Origin of the sequence: Brachybacterium sp. SW0106-09 (assembly GCF_001293905.1) — a bacterium.
Classification (GTDB): Bacteria; Actinomycetota; Actinomycetes; order Actinomycetales; family Dermabacteraceae; genus Brachybacterium; species Brachybacterium conglomeratum.
This window is the reverse complement of record NZ_BCAK01000001.1, coordinates 97725-117191: the sequence shown is the minus strand read 5'-3', so window position 1 is coordinate 117191 and position 19467 is coordinate 97725. Positions and strand designations below refer to the sequence as shown.

Annotated in this window: 15 protein-coding genes; 6 read left to right on the top strand and 9 right to left on the bottom strand. The window is 72.2% G+C overall.

Annotation, left to right across the window (positions count from 1 at the left end; genetic code table 11):
• Nucleotides 1-92 precede the first annotated feature (92 nt).
• Together lpdA and sucB are read left to right on the top strand one after the other, a co-directional pair.
• Complete coding sequence (lpdA, locus tag Y09_RS00530; RefSeq protein ID WP_053915723.1) at nt 93-1496, top strand: dihydrolipoyl dehydrogenase; 1404 nt, start codon at nt 93-95, stop codon at nt 1494-1496.
• A 23-nt stretch (nt 1497-1519) separates the two neighbouring features.
• Nucleotides 1520-3325 carry a 2-oxoglutarate dehydrogenase, E2 component, dihydrolipoamide succinyltransferase gene (gene sucB / locus Y09_RS00525; protein WP_053915722.1) on the top strand — a complete coding sequence of 602 codons (1806 nt, stop codon included), beginning with the start codon at nt 1520-1522 and terminating at the stop codon, nt 3323-3325.
• Between the two features lie 97 nt (nt 3326-3422).
• Here sucB and Y09_RS00520 read toward each other — a convergent pair whose 3' ends face one another.
• The gene (locus Y09_RS00520; protein WP_148639466.1) at nt 3423-4916 is read right to left on the bottom strand and encodes a hypothetical protein; all 1494 of its coding nucleotides are present in this window, start codon (nt 4914-4916) and stop codon (nt 3423-3425) included.
• A gap of 81 nt (nt 4917-4997) precedes the next feature.
• On the opposite strand from Y09_RS00520, the gene lipB reads away from it, so the two are divergent.
• From lipB to Y09_RS00505, 3 genes are all read left to right on the top strand, one after another.
• The gene (gene lipB, locus Y09_RS00515) at nt 4998-5696 is read left to right on the top strand and encodes a lipoyl(octanoyl) transferase LipB (RefSeq protein ID WP_010551623.1); all 699 of its coding nucleotides are present in this window, start codon (nt 4998-5000) and stop codon (nt 5694-5696) included.
• Between the two features lie 61 nt (nt 5697-5757).
• Nucleotides 5758-6780 (top strand): lipoyl synthase, encoded by a 1023-nt coding sequence (gene lipA / locus Y09_RS00510; RefSeq protein WP_053915720.1) that lies wholly within the window; start codon nt 5758-5760, stop codon nt 6778-6780.
• 32 nt (nt 6781-6812) lie between these two features.
• Nucleotides 6813-7571, top strand: coding sequence for a DUF4191 domain-containing protein (locus Y09_RS00505; protein ID WP_053915719.1), 759 nt, complete (start codon nt 6813-6815; stop codon nt 7569-7571).
• 247 nt (nt 7572-7818) lie between these two features.
• Here the strand turns inward: Y09_RS00505 and Y09_RS00500 are convergent, their stop codons facing one another.
• Nucleotides 7819-8253 (bottom strand): RDD family protein, encoded by a 435-nt coding sequence (locus tag Y09_RS00500; RefSeq protein WP_053915718.1) that lies wholly within the window; start codon nt 8251-8253, stop codon nt 7819-7821.
• Nucleotides 8254-8431: 178 nt separating this feature from the next.
• On the opposite strand from Y09_RS00500, the gene glnA reads away from it, so the two are divergent.
• Entirely contained in the window at nt 8432-9862 is a 1431-nt protein-coding gene (gene glnA / locus Y09_RS00495; protein WP_053915717.1) for a type I glutamate--ammonia ligase, read from the top strand.
• An 81-nt stretch (nt 9863-9943) separates the two neighbouring features.
• On the opposite strand, the gene Y09_RS00490 is transcribed toward glnA, so the two are convergent.
• From Y09_RS00490 to Y09_RS00460, 7 genes are all read right to left on the bottom strand, one after another.
• Nucleotides 9944-11125 carry a ScyD/ScyE family protein gene (locus Y09_RS00490; RefSeq protein WP_053915716.1) on the bottom strand — a complete coding sequence of 394 codons (1182 nt, stop codon included), beginning with the start codon at nt 11123-11125 and terminating at the stop codon, nt 9944-9946.
• Nucleotides 11126-11332: 207 nt separating this feature from the next.
• Complete coding sequence (locus Y09_RS00485) at nt 11333-11674, bottom strand: YciI family protein (RefSeq protein ID WP_053915715.1); 342 nt, start codon at nt 11672-11674, stop codon at nt 11333-11335.
• Nucleotides 11675-11770: 96 nt separating this feature from the next.
• Entirely contained in the window at nt 11771-13417 is a 1647-nt protein-coding gene (locus tag Y09_RS00480) for an ABC transporter permease (protein WP_053915714.1), read from the bottom strand.
• Complete coding sequence (locus Y09_RS00475) at nt 13414-14337, bottom strand: ABC transporter ATP-binding protein (RefSeq protein WP_053915713.1); 924 nt, start codon at nt 14335-14337, stop codon at nt 13414-13416. Before Y09_RS00475 ends, Y09_RS00480 begins: the two co-directional genes overlap by 4 nt.
• Nucleotides 14334-15026, bottom strand: a complete 693-nt coding sequence (locus tag Y09_RS00470; protein ID WP_234695585.1) for a TetR/AcrR family transcriptional regulator — start codon at nt 15024-15026, stop codon at nt 14334-14336. Before Y09_RS00470 ends, Y09_RS00475 begins: the two co-directional genes overlap by 4 nt.
• Nucleotides 15027-15199: 173 nt before the next feature.
• Nucleotides 15200-16117 carry a hypothetical protein gene (locus Y09_RS00465; protein ID WP_053915711.1) on the bottom strand — a complete coding sequence of 306 codons (918 nt, stop codon included), beginning with the start codon at nt 16115-16117 and terminating at the stop codon, nt 15200-15202.
• Nucleotides 16118-16256: 139 nt separating this feature from the next.
• A complete protein-coding gene (locus tag Y09_RS00460; protein WP_053915710.1) occupies nt 16257-19460 on the bottom strand; it encodes a bifunctional [glutamine synthetase] adenylyltransferase/[glutamine synthetase]-adenylyl-L-tyrosine phosphorylase in 3204 nt (1067 codons plus the stop codon).
• Between the last annotated feature and the right edge of the window lie 7 nt (nt 19461-19467).

Genomic DNA, 19467 nt, shown 5'->3' with positions numbered 1-19467 from the left:
CCGGTGCCCTAGCATGGGGCACGCAGGCGGCGCCGTCGGCCATCCGGGTCCGAGTGCGCTGCGGAACACCCAAGACACCGAGGAGCACACAGGTGGCGGACACAACCACTGACCAGTTCGACGTCGTGATCCTGGGCGGTGGCAGCGGCGGCTATGCGGCCGCGCTGCGCGGAGCCCAGCTCGGCCAGAAGATCGCCCTCGTGGAGAAGGACAAGCTCGGCGGCACCTGCCTGCACCGCGGCTGCGTCCCGACGAAGGCCCTGCTCCACGTCGGGGAGCTCGCCGACGCACCGTCCGAGGCCGCCGCGGCCGGTGTGGACCTCACCCTCAACGGCGTCGACGCCGCGAAGGTGCTCGGCTTCAAGGACAAGATCATCGGCCGCCTGTACAAGGGTCTCCAGGGCCTGGTGAAGTCCCGCAAGATCGACTACGTCGAGGGCTTCGGCAAGCTCACCGGCCCGAACACCGTCACGGTCGAGACCGAGTCCGGCACCCGTACCCTGACCGGCAAGAACGTCATCCTCGCCTCCGGCTCCTACTCGAAGACCCTCCCGGGCATCGACCTCGGCGGCCGCTTCCTCGACTCCGAGACGGCGCTGCAGCTGCCCGAGCTGCCGAAGAACCCGATCATCCTCGGCGGCGGCGTGATCGGCGTCGAGTTCGCCTCGATCTGGAAGTCGCTCGGCGCGGAGTCCGTGACGATCGTGGAGGGTCTGCCCCACCTGGTCGCCAACGAGGACGAGGCGATCTCCAAGGCCCTCGAGCGGGCCTACAAGAAGCGCGGCATCGCCTTCTCCCTCGGCGTCTTCACCGAGAAGGCCGAGCAGACCGAGACCGGCGTCAAGGTCACCCTCGCCGACGGCAAGGTCTTCGAGGGCGACTACCTCCTGGTTGCCGTGGGCCGCGGCCCGAACACCTCCGGCATGGGCTACGAGGAGCAGGGCATCGAGATGGATCGCGGCTTCGTGCTCGCGAACAAGGAGACCCTCGAGACGAACGTCCCCGGCGTCTACGCCGTCGGCGACATCGTCCCCGGCCTGCAGCTCGCCCACCGCGGCTTCGCCCAGGGCATCTTCGTCGCCGAGCGGATCGCGGGCCTGAACCCCGCCCCGATCGTCGAGTCCGGCATCGAGCGCATCACCTACTGCGAGCCCGAGGTCGGGTCCGTCGGCGTCACCGAGAAGCAGGCCAAGGAGCAGCTGGGCGAGGACGGAGTCGAGGCCTACGAGTACAACCTCGGCGGCAACGGCAAGTCCCAGATCCTCGGCACCACCGGCTTCATCAAGCTGGTGCGCGAGAAGGACGGCCCGATCATCGGCGTCCACATGATCGGCTCGCGCACCTCGGAGCTGATGGGCGAGGCTCTGCTCATCGTCAACTGGGAGGCCTACCCCGAGGACGTCGCCTCCCTCATCCACGGCCACCCCTCGCAGCACGAGGCCATGGGCGAGGCGGCTCTCGCCCTCGCCGGCAAGCCGCTGCACGCCCACGCCTGAGTCTTCCCAGAGGAGAGAACCCCATGTCTGAAACCGTGAAGATGCCGGCACTCGGCGAGTCCGTCACCGAGGGCACCGTCACCCGCTGGCTCAAGGCCGTCGGCGACACCGTCGAGGTCGACGAGCCGCTGCTCGAGGTCTCGACCGACAAGGTCGACACCGAGATCCCCTCCCCTGTCGCGGGGACCATCGAGAAGATCCTGGTCGAGGAGGACGAGGACGCCGAGGTCGGCGCCGATCTCGTCGTCATCGGCGACGGCTCCGGCGCCGAGGGCTCCGGCTCCGACGACTCCGGTGCCGAGGCCCAGGCCGAGCAGGCTCCCACCGAGGAGCAGGGCGAGGACCTCGCCTCCGACGAGACCGTCGCCCCCTCGACCGACGAGGAGACCCCTGCCGGGGAGTCCGAGAAGCCCGCGGACGCCTCCGGCGATGCCGGTTCCGGCGCCTCCGGCGGCGCGGCCGAGGGCGAGGAGGTGACGATGCCGGCGCTCGGCGAGTCCGTCACCGAGGGCACCGTCACCCGCTGGCTCAAGGCCGTCGGCGAGACCGTCGAGGTCGACGAGCCGCTGCTCGAGGTCTCGACCGACAAGGTCGACACCGAGATCCCCTCCCCCGTCGCGGGCACCGTGCTCGAGATCCGCGTCCAGGAGGACGAGGACGCCGAGGTCGGCTCCGTGCTGGCGATCGTCGGCTCCGGCGCCGCCGCGGCCCCGAAGGCCGAGGAGCCCGCCGCTCCCGCACCCGAGGAGAAGAAGGCCGAGGAGAAGCCCGCAGAGGCCCCGAAGGAGCAGGCGCCGAAGCAGGAGGCGCCGAAGGCCGAGGCCCCGAAGCAGGAGGCGCCCGCGGCGCCCGCCGCTCCCGCCCCGCAGGCCGCCGATGCGGTCTCCGGCGCGGAGTCCTCCGGCTACGTCACCCCGCTGGTGCGGAAGATGGCGGCCGAGGCCGGCGTGGACCTCTCGAGCGTCAAGGGCTCCGGCCTCGGCGGTCGGATCCGCAAGCAGGACGTGCAGCAGGCGATCGACGCGCAGAAGGCCCAGGCGGCACCTGCCGCCGCGGCCGCACCTGCCGCCGCGGCCGCCGCTCCCGCGGCGCCGAAGGTCGAGGTCTCCTCGAAGCGCGGCACCGAGGAGAAGATGCCCCGCATCCGCAAGGTCATCGGCCAGCGGATGATGGAGTCCTTGCACGGCATGGCGCAGCTGACCACCGCGGTCGAAGTCGACGTGACCCGCATCGCGAAGCTGCGCGCGAGGGCGAAGGACGAGTTCGCCGCCCGTGAGGGCGCCAAGCTCACCTTCCTGCCGTTCCTCATGATGGCCGCGATCGAGGGTCTGAAGACCTACCCGCAGCTGAACTCCACCATCGACGACGACAAGATCGTCTACCACGGCTCGGAGAACATCGGCATGGCGGCGGACACCGAGCGCGGTCTCGTGGTCCCGGTCATCAAGAACGCGGGCGACCTGAACCTCGCGGGCCTCGCCCGCCAGATCGGCGACCTCGGCGGCCGGGCGAAGAGCAACAAGCTCGTCCCCGACGACCTCTCCGGCGCGACGTTCACGATCACGAACACCGGTTCGGGCGGTGCGCTCTGGGACACCCCGATCGTGCCCGCCCCGCAGGTCGGCATCCTCGGCACCGGCACCATCACGAAGCGTCCCGCCGTGGTGCAGAACGCCGAGGGCGACGACACCATCGCGATCCGCTCGATGATGTACCTGTTCCTCTCCTACGACCACCGCATGGTCGACGGCGGCGACGCCGCCCGCTTCCTCACCTACATGAAGAAGCGGCTCGAGGAGGGTGCGTTCGAGGGCGAGCTCGGCCTCTGATCCCGTCCCCGCGCGCAGCCATCGGCTGAGCCTCGGCAGGGCCCCGGCACCGTCACGGTGTCGGGGCCCTGCCTCGTCCCGGCCCTCCTCGGGCGTCTCACGCGGTGCGCGTCTCGAGGATCCTCCAGCGGGCCCCGTCCCAGACCAGCACGAGATCGACCTGCGCCGCACCGCTGTTCGGAGTCTCCTGCACGAGGCCGGAGCCCTCGCGCACCTGGCCGGCCTCGGTCGAGACGAGCACGCGCAGCACGGCCCTGCCGTCCTCGTCGGGTCCCTCGATCAGATCGGCCTCGTGCACGACGGGGCCGCTGCCCTGCACCTCGTAGCCCTCGTAGGCCTCGCGGATGCGCTCGTCCTCCTCCTGCGCGGCACCGCCCTCGGCGGCGACGGGCACGTCGGAGGCGCCGGTGAGATAGGAGTGGCGGGAGCCCGCGAGCTCCGCCGCCAGCGCCCACGGGTCCTCGATCGCGGGCACCGGCCCCTCCTGAGAGCTGCCGGCGCCCGCAGGAGCTCCGCCGGCGACGACCGCGGGGGCCTGTCGCGCCGGCGCCGGACGGTCCGTGGTCAGCGTGATCGCCGCCGCCGCGCCGAGGCCGAGGGCGAGCACCACGGCCCCGCTGAGCAGGGCGGTGCGCCGGTGTCGCCGCTGCCCCAGCACCGCGGAGAGCGCGCCGCCGGACCTGCGCCGACGAGATGACCCGGCGTCCGCTCCGCCCGCGGCCCGCGCCTCCGTCCGCGCTCTGCGCAGCCGGGGCGCCGGAAGCGGCGCCACAGGTCCTGCGTCGGCCGCGTCGACCTCCTCCTCTGCCGCCTCCTCCTGTCCCGCGTCCGGCCGCTCCGGCTCCCCCTGGTCTCCCGGCAACCCCGGCGGATCCGCCGGACCCGCCCCCGCGGGGGCGTCGAGGAGTCCGGGCAGGTCGAGCGAGGGCGCATCCCCGCCCGGGAGGGCGTGGACCCGTCGGCGCAGCGTCCGCTCCTCGTCCTCGAGCACGGAGTCGATCCAGTGCAGATCCGCGCTGCGCACGGCGAGGGACTGCTCGCGTCGCAGGCCGCTGAGGTCGAGCACCAGCACGCTTCCGTCGGCCCGGACCCCGAGCCCGCGGCCCCGCGGTGCCCCGAGCACCCAGCCGCGCTCGTGGAGCGCCGCGACGAGGGCCTCCAGGTCCTCCCGAGCCCGGGCCTGCGCCACCCGCTCCCCCGTCGCGGGGGCACCGCCGTCGGCGGCGCGTCGTCCGCGGCGTCGCGCGAGCGGCGGGGCGGTCTCGCGGATGTACCCGTACTCCTCCATGCCGATCACGTCCGGCGCTGCGCTGATCCCGGCCACCTCGAGCGCGGCGAGCAGCTGCATCTCCGCGGTGACGGACTCCCGCCCTTCCGGCCCCCGCCACCGCACCCGCAGCGCGTCCTCCCGCCCCAGCGCACCGAGGCTCTCCTCCTCACGCCCGGTCCGGTCCCCGGCGGCACCGTCCAGGCCGGCGCCGGCGGGTCCCGGGCCCTCCCGGCCCGGACCGTCGCGGCCCGGACCGTCGGCCGTCGGCCCCAGGACGAACCTGTGGCGCCCTCCGCTCCTTGCGTGCTCCCCCTCGTCCATGGCCACAGTGAACCCCACCGCGACGCGCACCCCTGCTGGTCATCCACAACGCGCAGGTCGCGGCAGGAGTAGCCTGGAGCGATGCTCGACGTGATCCGTCTCGGCCTCAGCGAGCCGCTCCTCCACGAGGACCGGCACGCACAGTTCGACCTGCCCCCGGGGCCGGTGGACTACCGCGCCGCCTGGGACCTGCAGCGCCGGATCCACGCCGAGGTTGTCGCGGGCGAGCGGCCGGACACGCTGCTCCTGCTGGAGCACCAGCCGGTCTACACCGCGGGCAAGCTCACCCAGGACCACGAGCGCCCCCGCGACGGCGCCGAGGTGGTGGACATCGACCGGGGCGGGAAGATCACCTGGCACGGGCCGCAGCAGCTCGTCGGCTACCCGATCGTGAAGCTCCCGATCCCGATCGACGTGGTCGGATTCGTGCGCGCCCTCGAGCAGGCGATCATCGGCGTCTGCGCCGGGCTCGGCCTCGAGACCGTCCCGATCGAGGGGCGCAGCGGGGTGTGGGTGGCTCCCGAGGGCGAGGAGGAGCGCAAGGTGTGCGCGATCGGGATGCGCGTCTCGAAGCGCGCCACGATGCACGGCTTCGCCCTGAACTGCGCCAACGACCTCTCCTGGGCCCAGAACGTGATCCCGTGCGGGATCGACGACGCCGGGGTGACCAGTCTCAGCCGGGAGCTGGGCCGCAGGGTGCCGGTCGCCGAGCTGCTCGACCCGGTCGCCGAGGCGATGATCGACCTCGTGGCGCACCGCACCTCCGCACGGGCACTGTGAGCACCGCGCGCGCAGGCGGGATCGATAGACTTCAGGGACGTCGAGACGAGGAGGCATCACGGTGACGATCGCTGCCGAGGGCCGTCGCATGCTGCGCATCGAAGCGCGCAACGCCGAGGTCCCCATCGAGCGCAAGCCCGAGTGGATCAAGACCAGGGCCGTCATGGGCCCCGAGTACACGGCCATGAAGCAGCGCGTGCACGGCCAGGGCCTGCACACGGTCTGCGAGGAGGCCGGCTGCCCGAACATCTTCGAGTGCTGGGAGGATCGGGAGGCGACCTTCCTGATCGGCGGGGACACCTGCACCCGGCGCTGCGACTTCTGCAACATCGCCACCGGCAGGCCGATGGCGGTGGACCCGATGGAGCCGTTCAAGGTCGCGCAGTCGGTCAAGGAGATGGGCCTGCGCTACTCGACGGTCACGGGCGTGGCCCGCGACGATCTCGAGGACGGCGCGGCGGGGCTGTTCGCCCGCACCTGCCAGCAGATCCACGCGATGAACCCCGGCACGGGCGTCGAGCTGCTGATCGACGACATCAAGGGCCGCGGCGAGCACCTCCAGCAGGTGTTCGAGGCGAAGCCGGAGGTGTTCGCGCACAACCTGGAGACGGTGCCGCGGATCTTCAAGCAGATCCGTCCCGCCTTCCGCTACGACCGGTCGCTGGACGTCATCTCGATGGGCAAGGACGCCGGGATGATCACCAAGTCCAACCTCATCCTCGGGATGGGCGAGACGGACGAGGAGATCCTGGAGTCGATGCAGGCCCTGGTCGACGCCGGCTGCGACATCCTCACCATCACCCAGTACATGCGGCCCTCGAAGCTGCACCACCCGATCGACCGCTGGGTGAAGCCCCAGCAGTTCGTCGAGCTGTCCGAGGCCGCGAAGGAGATGGGCTTCCTCGCGGTGATGGCCGGTCCGATGGTCCGCTCCTCGTACCGTGCCGGGAAGCTCTGGGCGCAGGCGATGCGCGAGCTCGGCCGCGAGATCCCGGAGAACCTCCGCCACCTCGACTCCGATCAGCCCGCCCGTCAGGAAGCTGCGAGCGTCGTCGCCCGCACCCAGCAGGCCGCCGCGAGCTGACGCTCCGCCGGCCCCGAGAGGACACATCCCCCATGGCTCGCACGTCCGAGACCACGTCCACCAAGGACGACACGAAGAAGCGCGGCAAGCGCAACGCCGACGGCACGAAGAAGCCCGGTCGCCTCAAGCAGATGCTCGAGGTCTTCAAGTACACGCAGGAGGTCGACCGGTCGACCCTGCCGCTGATGATCCTCGCGGTCGTGGGCGCGATCGCCGTCGGCGTGCTGCTGACCGTGCTGATCTTCGACAGCCCCTGGTACGGCATCTTCATGGGCCTCGCCGTCGGCGTGCTGGTCGCGATGATCATCCTGGCGCGCAAAGCGGAGCGAGCGGCCTTCGACCGCATCAAGGGCCAGACCGGCGCGGCGCTCGCCGCGATGCAGTCGATCCGCCGCGGCTGGAACGTCGAGGATGAGCCGGTGCAGATCGATCCCCGCAGCCAGAAGATGCTCTTCCGTGCCTCGGGGCGGGCGGGCATCGCGGTCGTGGCCGAGGACTCCACGGGCATCTCGATGAAGCTGCTGGAGAAGGAGCGGCGCAGCATCCGGCGCGTGCTGCAGCACGACAACGTGCCGGTCCATCAGATCGTCGTCGGCGACGGCGAGGGCGAGGTGCCGCTGCACAAGCTCCCCACCTACATGCAGCGCATGAAGAAGCAGCTGACCAAGCAGGAGTCCGCACAGGTGACCAAGCGCCTGAACGCGCTGCACCGCTCGCTGCGCCAGCAGGTCCCCAAGGGCGTGGACCCGATGCGCGCCCGTCCGAACCGCAAGGCGATGCGCGGCCGCTGACCCGGCACCCGCCCTCTCGGCGACGCCCCCTCCCGCTCCGGCGGGAGGGGGCGTCGTGCTGTGACAAGGCTGACCGTGGGGCCGGAAAGTGGCCGTGACCTTCTCGTTATCTGCGTGACCTTTTCGTGACATTCGGCGTCGATGCAGGTCAGCGGGATGAAGTGGGGGTCGTCCTGCGAGGCGACAGGGCACGTCCGGAGACGCAGGAGCGCTCACTCCCGCGGCGCAAGCGAGGCGACGGACTCCGTCAGAGGGTGACGACCGCGGTGCCCGCGACGACGTCGTGCAGGGGCTGGGTGTCGCGGTTCCAGACCACTGCCGGGAGCACCAGCAGCATCAGCGCGGTGCGCACCACCGCGCGCAGCAGCATCGGGCTGCGGCCGCTGACGGGGACGACCCGCACCCGCAGCAGGAACTGGCCCGGGGTCACGCCGAAAAGCGTCAGGAACAGCACGTTCACCGCCGCGAAGAGGACCAGGTTCGCCAGCGGGTCGCCGCCGAGCAGCAGGGCCGAGATGCCCACGCACAGTCCCCAGTCGACGATCAGCGAGAGGGGTCGGCGCCAGAACGGCGCGACGGCGCCGCGGCCCGTGGCCGGCAGTCCGAGAGCGGAGCCCTTGACGTAGCCGGCCTCCCCTGGCGGGCCGTCCATCCAGGAACCGAGGTCCTTGCGATCGATCACGGGCGGAGCCTACGCGGCCGTGCTGGGAGTCGCCGGGCTCCCCGGGCGCGGGGCACCACTGCCCCTAAGCTTGGTCTCACCCGAGTCCGGGCCCGACGCGGTCCCTCGGCACTCGAGCGGTTCGGCCCCTCGGGGTGAGACAGCACTTAACGCGCCGCACGGCGCGGATGGAGGAGATGTGTTCAACAATCCCAGCGAGGTCGCGAAGTACATCGAGGAGGAGGGCGTCGAGTTCATCGACATCCGCTTCTGCGACCTTCCCGGCGTCATGCAGCACTTCAACATTCCGGCGAGCACCTTCGACGAGGAGGCCATCGCGACGGGGCAGCTCTTCGACGGCTCCTCGATCCGCGGGTTCCAGGCCATCCATGAGTCGGACATGAAGCTCGTGCCGGACCTGGAGACGGCGTACCTGGATCCGTTCCGGGAGCGGAAGACCCTGATCGTCAACTTCTCGATCGTGGATCCGTTCACGGACGAGCCCTACTCCCGCGATCCCCGCACCGTCGCGGCCCGCGCCGAGGAGTACCTGAAGTCCACCGGCATCGCCGACACCGCGTTCTTCGCGGCCGAGGCCGAGTTCTACATCTTCGACGACGTCCGCTTCAAGACGTCGGTCAACTCCGGCTTCTACTCGATCGACTCCGACGAGGCGGTGTGGAACACCGACCGCGACGAGACCGAGTTCGGCGGCAACCAGGGCTACAAGACCCGCCTCAAGGGCGGCTACTTCCCCGTCCCGCCGAACGACCAGATGGCGGATCTCCGCGACGAGATCGTCTCCGTGCTCGAGGACACCGGCCTGCAGGTCGAGCGTGCCCACCACGAGGTCGGCACCGCAGGCCAGCAGGAGATCAACTACCGCTTCAACACGCTGCTGCAGGCGGCCGACGACGTCATGAAGTTCAAGTACGTCGTGAAGAACACCGTGTGGGACGCGGGCAAGACCGCGACCTTCATGCCCAAGCCCCTGTTCGGCGACAACGGCTCGGGCATGCACACCCACCAGTCGCTGTGGAAGGACGGCGAGCCGCTGTTCTTCGACGAGCGCGGCTACGGCGGCCTCTCTGACATCGCCCGCTGGTACATCGGCGGCATCATCGAGCACTCCCCCTCGCTGACCGCGTTCACCAACCCCACGGTGAACTCCTTCAAGCGCCTGGTGCCGGGCTTCGAGGCGCCGGTGAACATGGTCTACTCGGCCCGCAACCGCTCGGCCGCGATCCGCATCCCGGTCACGGGCTCCTCCCCGAAGGCCAAGCGCGTCGAGTTCCGCGCCCCGGATCCCTCGGCGAACCCGTACCTCGCCTTCGCCGCGCAGCTCATGGCGGGCATCGACGGCATCCGCAACCGGATCGAGCCGCCGGAGCCGATCGACAAGGACCTCTACGAGCTCCCGCCGGAGGAGCACGCCCAGATCCAGCAGCTGCCCGAGTCCCTCGGCGCGGCGCTGGATGCGCTCGAGGCCGATCACGACTACCTCACCGAGGGCGGCGTGTTCCCCGAGGACCTCATCTCGACCTGGATCGAGCTCAAGCGCACCACGGAGATCGATCCGTTCCGCTTCCGCCCGCACCCCCACGAGTTCGAGCTGTACTACGACATCTGAGCCGACAGCGCTCACACAGCAGAGACCCCCGTCCCGCCGACCGGCTGGACGGGGGTCTCCGCGTCGGTGCTCCGCGCGGTCTCAGCGGCCGGAGCGGTACTGGTACGAGACGACGGCGCCGTCTCCGGGGGCTCCGCCCTCGCCGAACACGCCGGTGGTGGCGTAGACGGTGCCGCGCTCGAGCTCCACGTCGGCCGGCGAGGCGGCCTCGAAGAGGGTGCGGGCCCTCGAACGGCCGGGCGAGATCGTGGAGATCTCGTCGCCGAACATCTCGGCGACGAGGATGTCGCCGTTCGGGGCGACGGCGAGGCCCGTCGTCCCCTGCATGCCGCGGTCGGCGATCGCCCGGGTGTGTCCGGAGCGGGGGCTGACCCGATAGACCGTGCTGAGCGGGAAGGCCTCGCCGAGAGCGCCCTGCAGCGTGGAGACGTAGAGCCTGCCGTCCTTCCCGATCTCGACATCGGTCGGGACGGGCTCGGGCGTGTACGACGCGCCTACCACGCAGTCCGGCAGTGTGGCACCCCCGAGCATGCCATCGGCGAACGCCCTGTGCTCCTCGGTGAAGGTCACGGCGCTCCCGGGGATAACGGCGAGCGTGGAGATCTCGCCGGTGCGCAGGTCGACGGCGAGGATCGCGTTCGCCGCCGCATCGGCGACATAGGCGGTGCCGCGGTCGACGGTGAGCTGATAGGCGTTGGACTCGATGATGCCGGGGTACTCGTTCAGCAGGATCGGGCCGCCCTCGGGGACGGGCGGGGCCGACTGCTCGACGGCGGTGACCGCGGCGGCGCACTGGTCGTCCAGACCCGTGAAGCCGTAGGTCTGGTCGCCGTCGGGGTTGTCCGCCTTCTCATTCGCCCAGAGGTCGTCGCTGACGACGGTGCGGTGGCCGTCGCGGTCCACGCGGATCACGTGGCTCTCGGGGCCGGTCGCCCCGACGGTGGTCTCGAGGTGGTAGGTGGCGCCGTGACGGCCGTCGGCGGCGCCGGAGATCCTTCCGCCGGCAGGATCGGGGACCTGGTAGCGGAGGCTCTGCTCGCCCCGTCGGTCGACCTGGGTCACGGCCCCGGCGAACGCCTGGGTGACGGTGATCGTGCCGCTGTGGCCGACGGCGAGGGAGAGCGGGCCGACGAATCCGTCGGCGACGACGTCGGGGCCCCGCGGGTGATGACGGTGGGGGCCGCCGGCGGAGGCGGGTGCTGCGGTGAGGGCGACGGCGAGAGCCAGACAGCAGGCTCCGGCGGCCGCAGAGGACAGGCGCATGACTTCCTCCAGGCGAGACGGCATCGTCCGGGCCGCCTCGGACGGGGCGGTCCGTGCCGGGCATGCGGAGCCGCGATCGTCACGGCGTGCGGGCGACGGCAGAGCATGCCGTGCCTCACAGTGCCGTCAAAGCCCGGGCGGTCACTTGTCGTCTACCTGCACTCCTGCTCATGACGGTTTTCGGCGGCCGGACCCGCTCCCCCGGGTTCAGCTCTCCGGGTCGTCCCCGAAGACCCGCACCTCCCGGGCGCAGCGGCACGCGACGGCGATCCGGCGTTCCCATTCCAGGGCCTCCTCACGGGTGGCGACGTCGAGCACGGAGTACCCGCCCTCGATGCGGCGGGTCTGCTCGTAGGTGGTCTCCAGCACACTGCCGCTGCCGGTGACCATCACCGGGGGCACGGACTCGTCGACCCCGCCGCCGAAGACCCACACCCCGGCGGCCTTCGCCTCGCGGACCACGGCATGGGAGTCCTCGGACGCGGCGGCGAGCTCCTCGTCGGACAGGTTCATCGCGCTGCTGGGGAAGGAGATCAGGTACTTCGCCATGGTCGGCTCCTCTCGTCGGCCTCCGCGCCGTCGCGGGGCTCGCCCCCGAGTCTCCTCGCCCGGAGCAGGCGCCGCCACCCCGACGACCACCGGCCCTCAGCCGGCGGCGAGGTCCCGGCGGCGCAGCAGAGCGAGCCCGAGCAGGGCCAGCACCGCGGCGGTGACGCCCATCACGACGAGCGGCATCGCCTCGAGAGCCTCGGAGGGCACGAGCGCGATGTGCCGCAGGGGCGAGAGGTCCATGGCCCAGTCGGGCAGGCCCAGCATCTGACCGAGGAAGGTCACCAGCGCGGTGTACACCACGAGCAGCCAGGCGAGAGGGGCGAGGCGGGACCCGAGCCCGTAGAGGGCGAGCGCGATCGCCGCATACAGCGCGACGGCGGGGAGATAGGTGAGCGCCGCGAGGGTTATCTCGCCGATCCAGGCCGTGTCCTCGGTCGCGCTCCATACGCCGATCCCGACGCCGAGGCCGAGCAGCACCTGCATCGCGGCGGTGCCCAGGAGCACGACCAGGAACCACTGTCCGGCCAGGCGCGCCCGGGAGGTGCCGGCGACGAGCACGCCGGCGAGGCGTCCCGCGGTCTCCTCGGTGCGCATCCGGAGCATCCCGGAGACGGCGAGGGCGACCGGGCCGATCGCGAGCATCATCAGCACGAAGGCGGAGAACGAGCCGGTGAGGTCGTCGAGCCGGATCGGGGCCATGCCGGCCAGGTCCGGGAGGTTCTCCGCGAAGTCGGTGAGCGAGCTGGCGAGGGAGCCGAAGGCGAGCGCGAAGAGGAACAGTCCGATGCCCCAGGCCAGATGGGTCCCGCCGACCAGCCGCCGGGTGAGGCCGCCCGGGGCGAGCAGCGCGGCCGAAGCGGCGGCGCGTCCGGCGGCGGCAGGGCGGAGACCGGCCCCCAGGTCGCGGCGGTGCGAGAGCCGGCCGGCGATCACCAGCAGCACGGCGACGGCGGCGAGGGAGGCGAGCAGGGGCCACCAGCGCAGGTCCACGAAAGCGCGCATCTGCTGCGCCCAGGCGAGCGGCGAGAACCAGGACAGCCACGAGCCGTCGCGTTCGATCACGTCGCCGATGCCGCGCACCATGAAGGAGAGCGCCAGGATCCCCAGCGCCGTGCCGGAGGCGGTGCCGGCGTGCTCGGTGAGCTGGGCGGTGACCGCGGTGACCGCGCCGAAGACCAGTCCTGTCAGGGCGGTCGCGAGCCCGAGCGCCAGCGAGTCCGCCGTCCCTCCCCCGCCGATCAGCATCCCAGAGGCCACCGCGGCGCCGAGGGCGAGGTTCGCCAGCGCCACCACCAGCAGGGCGGAGACCGACGGGGCGAGGCGGCCGGTGGGCAGGGAGCGCAGCAGCTCGAGCCGTCCGGACTCCTCCTCGCCGCGGGTGAGGCGGGCGGTGAGCAGGATCGACATGATCGCGGCCGGGACGAGCAGGTAGAGCAGCAGCTCGTTGGCGACCATGGCCCAGAAGGTGTAGTGGTCGGCGGCGAAGAACGGGCCGGTCATCATCACGGCCGAGGGGTTGTCCAGCAGCGTCGCGCGGGCGTCGAGCGCGGCCTGATCGGGGTAGACGTCCTCCATCGCGTAGATCGAGGCGGGCACGAGCACGAGCACGGCCAGGGTCCAGATCAGGATGCCTCGCCGGGCGAGGCGGAGGTGGAGGCGGAGCAGGGAGCGCAGCCCGGTGAGCGGGCCGACCGCGCGGCGCTGCCCGCGATGGGTGGGGGTGGCGGTCGCGGCGGTCATGACGCGTCCTCGGTCACAGGCTCGAGCTCGTCGCCGTAGTGGCGCAGGAAGAGGTCCTCGAGGGAGGGCGGGGTGATCGTGAGCCCGGTGACGCCGAGGGCCGTGAGCACGGGGAGCACGTCGTGCAGCGCCCGGTCGTCCACGTCGAAGCGGAGCCGCCCGTTCTCGGCGACGAGGTCGTGGACCCCGTCGAGCCGGGTGAGCGGCGCAGGATCGGCGTCGGTCGTCGCGGCGACGGTGGAGCGGGTGAGGTGGCGCAGCTCGGCGAGGGTGCCGGACTCCACCGCCTTCCCGGCGCGGATGATGGTGACGGTGTCGCAGAGCTTCTCGACCTCGGCGAGGATGTGGCTGGAGAGCAGCACCGTGCGACCGTCGGCGCGCAGGCGGGCGACCTCGTCGGTGAAGATCGCCTCCATCAGCGGATCGAGGCCGGAGGTCGGCTCGTCCATGATGTAGAGGTCCACGTCGCGGGAGAGCGCGGCGACGAGCGCGACCTTCTGGCGGTTGCCCTTGGAGTAGGTGCGGGCGCGCTTGGTGGGGTCGAGCTCGAAGCGCTCGATCAGCTCCTCGCGTCGGCGGCGGTGGCGCTCCCCGCTCTCGCCGCGGGTGAGCACGTCGATCGCCTCCCCGCCGGTCAGGCCGGGCCAGAGGTTCGTGTCGCCGGGGACGTAGGCGAGGCGGTGGTGGATCGCGACGGCGTCCCTCCAGGGGTCCTTGCCGAGGACGCGGGCCGTCCCGGAGCTCGCCCTCAGCAGGCCCAGCAGCACGCGGATCGTGGTGGACTTGCCCGCGCCGTTGGGGCCGAGGAAGCCGGTCACCTCGCCGTGGGGCACGGTGAGGTCGAAGCCGTCCAGCGCCCTCGTGGCGCCGAAGGTCTTGGTGAGGTCGCGGACGTGGACTGCCGGTTCCGGGCTGGTCATGTCGGGCTCCCGTCGGTCGGTGAGGTGGAGTCGGTGGTGTGCGCGCTCTCGTCGGCCGCGGTGTCCGCGTCGCCCTGTGCGGCGAGATAGGCGTCCAGCAGGCTCGCGTCGGTGAGCAGCGGGGTGGTGTAGAGCTCGAGCAGGGGCAGGGTCAGCGAGTCGGTGTACTCGCGCATCCACCGCGGGAGGTCCTCCAGGTCCATCGGCGCCCCCTGGCCCGGCATCTGCAGCACGAGGGAGCCGAGCGCCATGTGCGCGAGCACCCGCACGCGCGCCTCGGGGTCGCGGCTGGGGCTGAGCACCCCTGCCCGCTCCCCCTCCTCGTAGTAGTCCCTCGCATTGGCGATGAAGTCCTCGATCAGCCGCTGGGCGAGCGGGCCGCCGGCCTGGAGGCGGCGCAGCACGTAGCCCGTCTCGGGCGCGTACTGCTCCACGGCGGCGAGCTGGGCGAGGATCGTGCCCACGCCGCCGGTCACCGCCGCCCTCTTCTGCTGCCGGGTGACCTCGAGGGCGCGCCGGTCGCAGGCCTCGAGGAGATTCTCGCGCGAGCCGAAGTGGTGGATGATCAGGCCCGCGCTGACCCCGGCGTCCTGTGCGACGGCGCGCAGCGGGGCGCCCAGGCCGTCGACGGCGAAGCGTCGCATCGCGGCCCGGAGGATTCGCTCGTCGGCGGGGGCGGGCTCTGCCATGCGGCTCTCCTCGGGCATCGGGCCCGCTCCGCGGGAGCGCGCAGGCCCTGCATTGAACTGACGTTCAACACGCTATACGTGTGTTCAATGCGGGGCAAGGGATTCTTCGCCCGGAGATGCGAGCGCGCCGGCCCCGAAGGGACCGGCGCGCGGAGTCGGAGGGCGTGAAGTGCTCAGCCCAGGGCGTCGAGCCCGCCCTTGGTGCGCAGCAGCGAGAGCACGAGGCCTTTGGGGTCGGCGGCGGGCTCGAGCGCGCACTCGTCGGGCTCGAACGACCATGCCGCGCGCAGCGCCCGGAACACCTCGAACTCCTCCTCCCCCGTCCTCAGCGGCACGGCCTGGTAGCCGCCCGCCTCGGGGAGGTGGATGATGAACGCTCCGGTCAGCTCCGGCATCTCGCGGGTGGAGCCGTCGTCGTCGAGCAGCAGCTCGGCACGGCACACGGCCACCCCCTGCAGCGCGTAGTCGCCGCGCACCTTCTTCGAGGTCTTGATGTCGGCGCTGAGCAGCGTGTTCCCGATCCTCACGATCGCATCGGTGGTGCCGGCGTAGCCGACAGAGTGGTTCACGACCGTCTGCTCGACCTCCACGAACTCGGGCTGGAAGTCGTCGAGGAAGCGGGCGTAGCCGTCCAGTCGCACCTCGGCGCGGGCGACGAGGCCGCGGAGGTCCTTCTCCGTCGCGAAGGCGCCGGAGCCGGTGCGCATCCCCTCGATGATCCCGCCGATGTGGTCGGCGTCGGGCCGTGTGCCGCTGGTGCCCCAGTCCTCGCAGGCGGAGTGGACCAGGGTGCCGAAGTCCGAGGCGGCGGCGGTGTACTCCGGCGCGGCCGCGGCGATCTTCTTCTGGGTGCCCCAGCGGTCGCGGGTGACGCGGGAGATCTCCGACGCGGCGCGATCCGGGTTCCGCTCGAGCCAGGCGTACATGTCCAGCGCCCGCTTCGAGGCCATGGTCGCGTACCAGCCCTGCAGGAAGTCCTTGGCGCGCATCCCGGCCACGGTGGTGATCGAGGGGTACATCAGCGGGCCCTCGGGCTCAAGGCGGTACATGCGGCCGCGCGGAGTGTCTGCGCTCAGGGAGGGGGTGGTCATCGGTCCTCGGAGGGGTGCGGAGGTCGCGCGGGGCGACGCGGGCGGACAGCCTCCCACGGTACGCGCTCGGCCGCCCCAGGCCTGTCCGGGGAGGGGCCGACGCGCCGGGGGCGGGCGCGTCTCACGTCGGCGGGTCGGCTCAGCCGTCCTCGCCGAAGATGATCTGCTCGGCGAGGGTGCGGGAGCGGCGGGTGACCTTGAGATAGCGGTCCTCGAGCTCCGCCGCGGTCGCGTCCTCGCCGTCGATGAGCAGGGCCAGGGCCCGCAGGTCGTTCCGGTCGCTGGGGAGCACCTCCCCCTCGCGCCCCTTCCACAGGAACAGCCCGCGCCGCAGCTGCCAGGCGAGCGTCCAGGCGGCCCGCAGCTCCTCGGCCTCGCGCCCCTCGAGCAGCTCGGCGGCGACCGCGGCCTCGAGCTGGGCGAGGGTCGAGGTGGTGCGCAGGCCCTCGACCGCGTGGCCGTGCTCGAGGGCGAGCAGCTGTGTGCACCATTCGACGTCGGTCATCCCGCCGCGTCCGAGCTTGAGATGCCGGGCGGGGTCGGCGTTGCGGGGAAGGCGCTCGGACTCCACCCGCGCCTTCATTCGCGTGATCGCCCGACGGTCCTGCTCCTCCAGACCGCCGTCGGGATAGCGGTGGCGGTCCATCTCCTCGGTCAGCCGCTCGCCGAGGGCCTCGGAGGAGACGACCACGCGGGCCCGCAGCAGCGCCTGCTTCTCCCAGGTCTCGGCGTCCCGGCGGAGGTAGTCGATCCAGGACTCGGCGGTGCGGGTGAGCGGGCCGACCTTGCCCTCGGGGCGCAGGTCGGCGCTGACCTTCATGTCGGAGCGGGCGACGGGGGCGTTGAGGATCTTCTGGATCTGGGTCGCGACGGCGTTCGTGATCTCGACGGTGTCGTCGCCGGCGCCGCGGTCCACGGCGATGAACTGCACGTCCGCATCGGAGGAGTAGCCCATCTCCCGGGCGCCGAAGCTGCCCTGGGCGATGATCGCCAGCTCCACGCCGAGTGCCCGCGCGGGATCCGAGCGTCGCTCGCGCAGCTCCTGCGCGGTGGTCTCGTCGACCTCGTCGACCCCGTCCAGCGGCTCGGCCTCCTCGCCGACCACCTTCCGCTCGCGGGCCACGACGTGATAGGCGACCAGCAGCCCGGCCTCGAGCACCGCCTCGGCGAGGTCGGTGAGGGCATGGGCGACCTCCGCGGCGGAGGCGACGTCCGTGAGATGGGCGAGCGCGATCCGCAGCAGCTCCCGGCTGCGGGTTCGACGCAGCACGTCCCGCGCCTCCTCGACGGTGTCCACGCGGGTGATCACGGCGAGGAACTCCCGGCCCAGCACGTCGCGGGTCAGGGGGCGCAGCTGCTCGTCGCGGGCGAGCCAGCGCACCGCCTCCGGGATCCGCTCGAGCTCCTCGCCGACGTACCTGCTCGCGGCCAGCACCTTCGTCAGCCGCTTGGCGGCGAGACCGGAGTCGCGCAGCAGCCCCATGTACCAGTGGGCGGAGCCGATCTCGTCGGAGAGGCGGCGGAAGGCGAGCAGTCCCAGATCCGGGTCGATCCCGTCGGCGAACCATTCGAGCATCGCCGGGAGCAGCTGGCGCTGGATCCTGGCGCGGCGGGAGATCCCCTCGGTGAGGGAGGAGATGTGCGCGAGCGCCCGGCCGGGGTCGCGATAGCCGATCGCAGCCAGGCGCGCCTGGGCGTCCTCGGCGCTCAGCGCGATCTCCCCGTCGGACAGCTGCGAGGCGGTCAGCAGCAGCGGTCGGTAGAAGATCTCCTCGTGCAGCTGGCGGACGCGTCGCCGGGTGCGCTGGTAGCGCTTCGCGAACTCGTCGGGGCCGAGGCCCAGACTGCGGGAGAGGCGGCGCAGGTCCGAGGCGGCGGTGGGCAGCACCTGGGTGCGGCGCAGGCGGTGCAGCTGGAGGCGGTGCTCGACGCAGCGCAGGAAGCGGTAGGCCTCGTCCATCTCGGCGACGTGGGTGCGGGAGATGTAGCCGCCCTCGCCGAGCCGGGCGAGGGAGTCGAGGGTGGAGCGGCCCTGGAGCTGCTCGTCGGCGCGGCCGTGCACCATCTGCAGCAGCTGGACGGTGAACTCGACGTCCCGCAGTCCGCCGGGGCCGAGCTTGATGTTGCGGTCCACCTCGGCGCGAGGGATGTGGGCGACGACGCGGCGGCGCATCGCCCGGGTGTCCTCGACGAAGCCCTCGCGGGTCGAGGCCTGCCACACCCACGGCTCGACCATCTCCTCGTAGGCGGCGCCGAGGTCACGGTCGCCGGCGGCGGCGCGGGCCTTCAGCAGCGCCTGGAACTCCCAGGACTTCGCCCATTCGGTGTAGTAGCGGCGGTAGGAGTCCAGGGTGCGCACCAGCGGGCCGTCCTTGCCCTCGGGGCGCAGGTTCGCGTCCACCTGCCACAGCGAGCCCTCGGCGGTGCGCTCGGAGCAGGCGCGGGCGAGCTCCCTCGCCAGCGCGGCCCCGATCGTGATCACGTCCTCCTCCTCGCACCCCTCGTGCGCGGGGGCGACGACGTGCATGACGTCGACGTCGGAGATGTAGTTGAGCTCCCGCGCGCCGGTCTTGCCCATCGCGATGACGGACCAGCGCACGTGCTCGTGCCCCTCGACGGTGGCACGGGCGATCGCGGAGGCCGCCTCGAGGGCGGCATCGGCGAGGTCGCTGATCGCGACGGAGACGCGGGGCTGGAGGGCGGCGGGGTCGGCGGCGACGGCGTCGGCCGCGGCGATCTGGGCCAGGCGAAGGTGGTAGGCGGCGCGCAGCGCGTCGCGCTCCTCGCGGCCGCCGGAGCCCGCCACGGGCACCTCGGCCGACGCATCGGCGCCGACGGCCTCGAGCAGCGCCTCGCGCACCGCGGCGGCGGGGACCGCGAGCTCGTCGTCCCCCTCGCGCAGGAGCCCCAGGCGCTCGGGGTGGCGGGCGAGCACGTCGCCGAGCGCGACCGAGACGCCGAGCAGGCGGATCAGCCGGTGCCCCGGGGTGCCGGCGGTGCCCACCCCGGCGAGGAACTCCTCGAGCAGGGCGTCCTGTCCGGCCTCCCGGGCGGACTCCGCCAGGCGCAGCAGGCCGAGGACGGCGTCGTCCCCGTCGGCCGTCGCGCCGAGGGCCTCCGCGGCCCCATCGCCGAGACCTCGCAGCGCCGGTTCGGAGAGGAAGCGGCTGACGCGGTCGGTGCGGCTGAAGCCGAGGCGGGCGAGGGCGCCGGTGGTGGTCGCCGGCTCCTCGCTCGCACCGGACTGCTCGGGCGGTGCGGGCTCGGACGACGGCGCAGTCGGTGCGGTCGGTGCTTCCTGCTCCGGGGAGCCGTGCTCCTCGGGCGGTGTCGCGGCGTTCACGGCGTCC

What these genes read in the sequence shown, in the direction of transcription:
- Y09_RS00480 (WP_053915714.1), bottom strand. Translation starts at nt 13,417, where the DNA reads ATGACCGCCGCGACCGCCACCCCCACCCATCGCGGGCAGCGCCGCGCG.
- Y09_RS00475 (WP_053915713.1), bottom strand. Translation starts at nt 14,337, where the DNA reads ATGACCAGCCCGGAACCGGCAGTCCACGTCCGCGACCTCACCAAGACC.
- Y09_RS00465 (WP_053915711.1), bottom strand. Translation starts at nt 16,117, where the DNA reads ATGACCACCCCCTCCCTGAGCGCAGACACTCCGCGCGGCCGCATGTAC.
- Y09_RS00470 (WP_234695585.1), bottom strand. Translation starts at nt 15,026, where the DNA reads ATGGCAGAGCCCGCCCCCGCCGACGAGCGAATCCTCCGGGCCGCGATG.
- Y09_RS00490 (WP_053915716.1), bottom strand. Translation starts at nt 11,125, where the DNA reads ATGCGCCTGTCCTCTGCGGCCGCCGGAGCCTGCTGTCTGGCTCTCGCC.
- Y09_RS00520 (WP_148639466.1), bottom strand. Translation starts at nt 4,916, where the DNA reads ATGGACGAGGGGGAGCACGCAAGGAGCGGAGGGCGCCACAGGTTCGTC.
- lipB (WP_010551623.1), top strand. Translation starts at nt 4,998, where the DNA reads ATGCTCGACGTGATCCGTCTCGGCCTCAGCGAGCCGCTCCTCCACGAG.
- Y09_RS00485 (WP_053915715.1), bottom strand. Translation starts at nt 11,674, where the DNA reads ATGGCGAAGTACCTGATCTCCTTCCCCAGCAGCGCGATGAACCTGTCC.
- sucB (WP_053915722.1), top strand. Translation starts at nt 1,520, where the DNA reads ATGTCTGAAACCGTGAAGATGCCGGCACTCGGCGAGTCCGTCACCGAG.
- Y09_RS00505 (WP_053915719.1), top strand. Translation starts at nt 6,813, where the DNA reads ATGGCTCGCACGTCCGAGACCACGTCCACCAAGGACGACACGAAGAAG.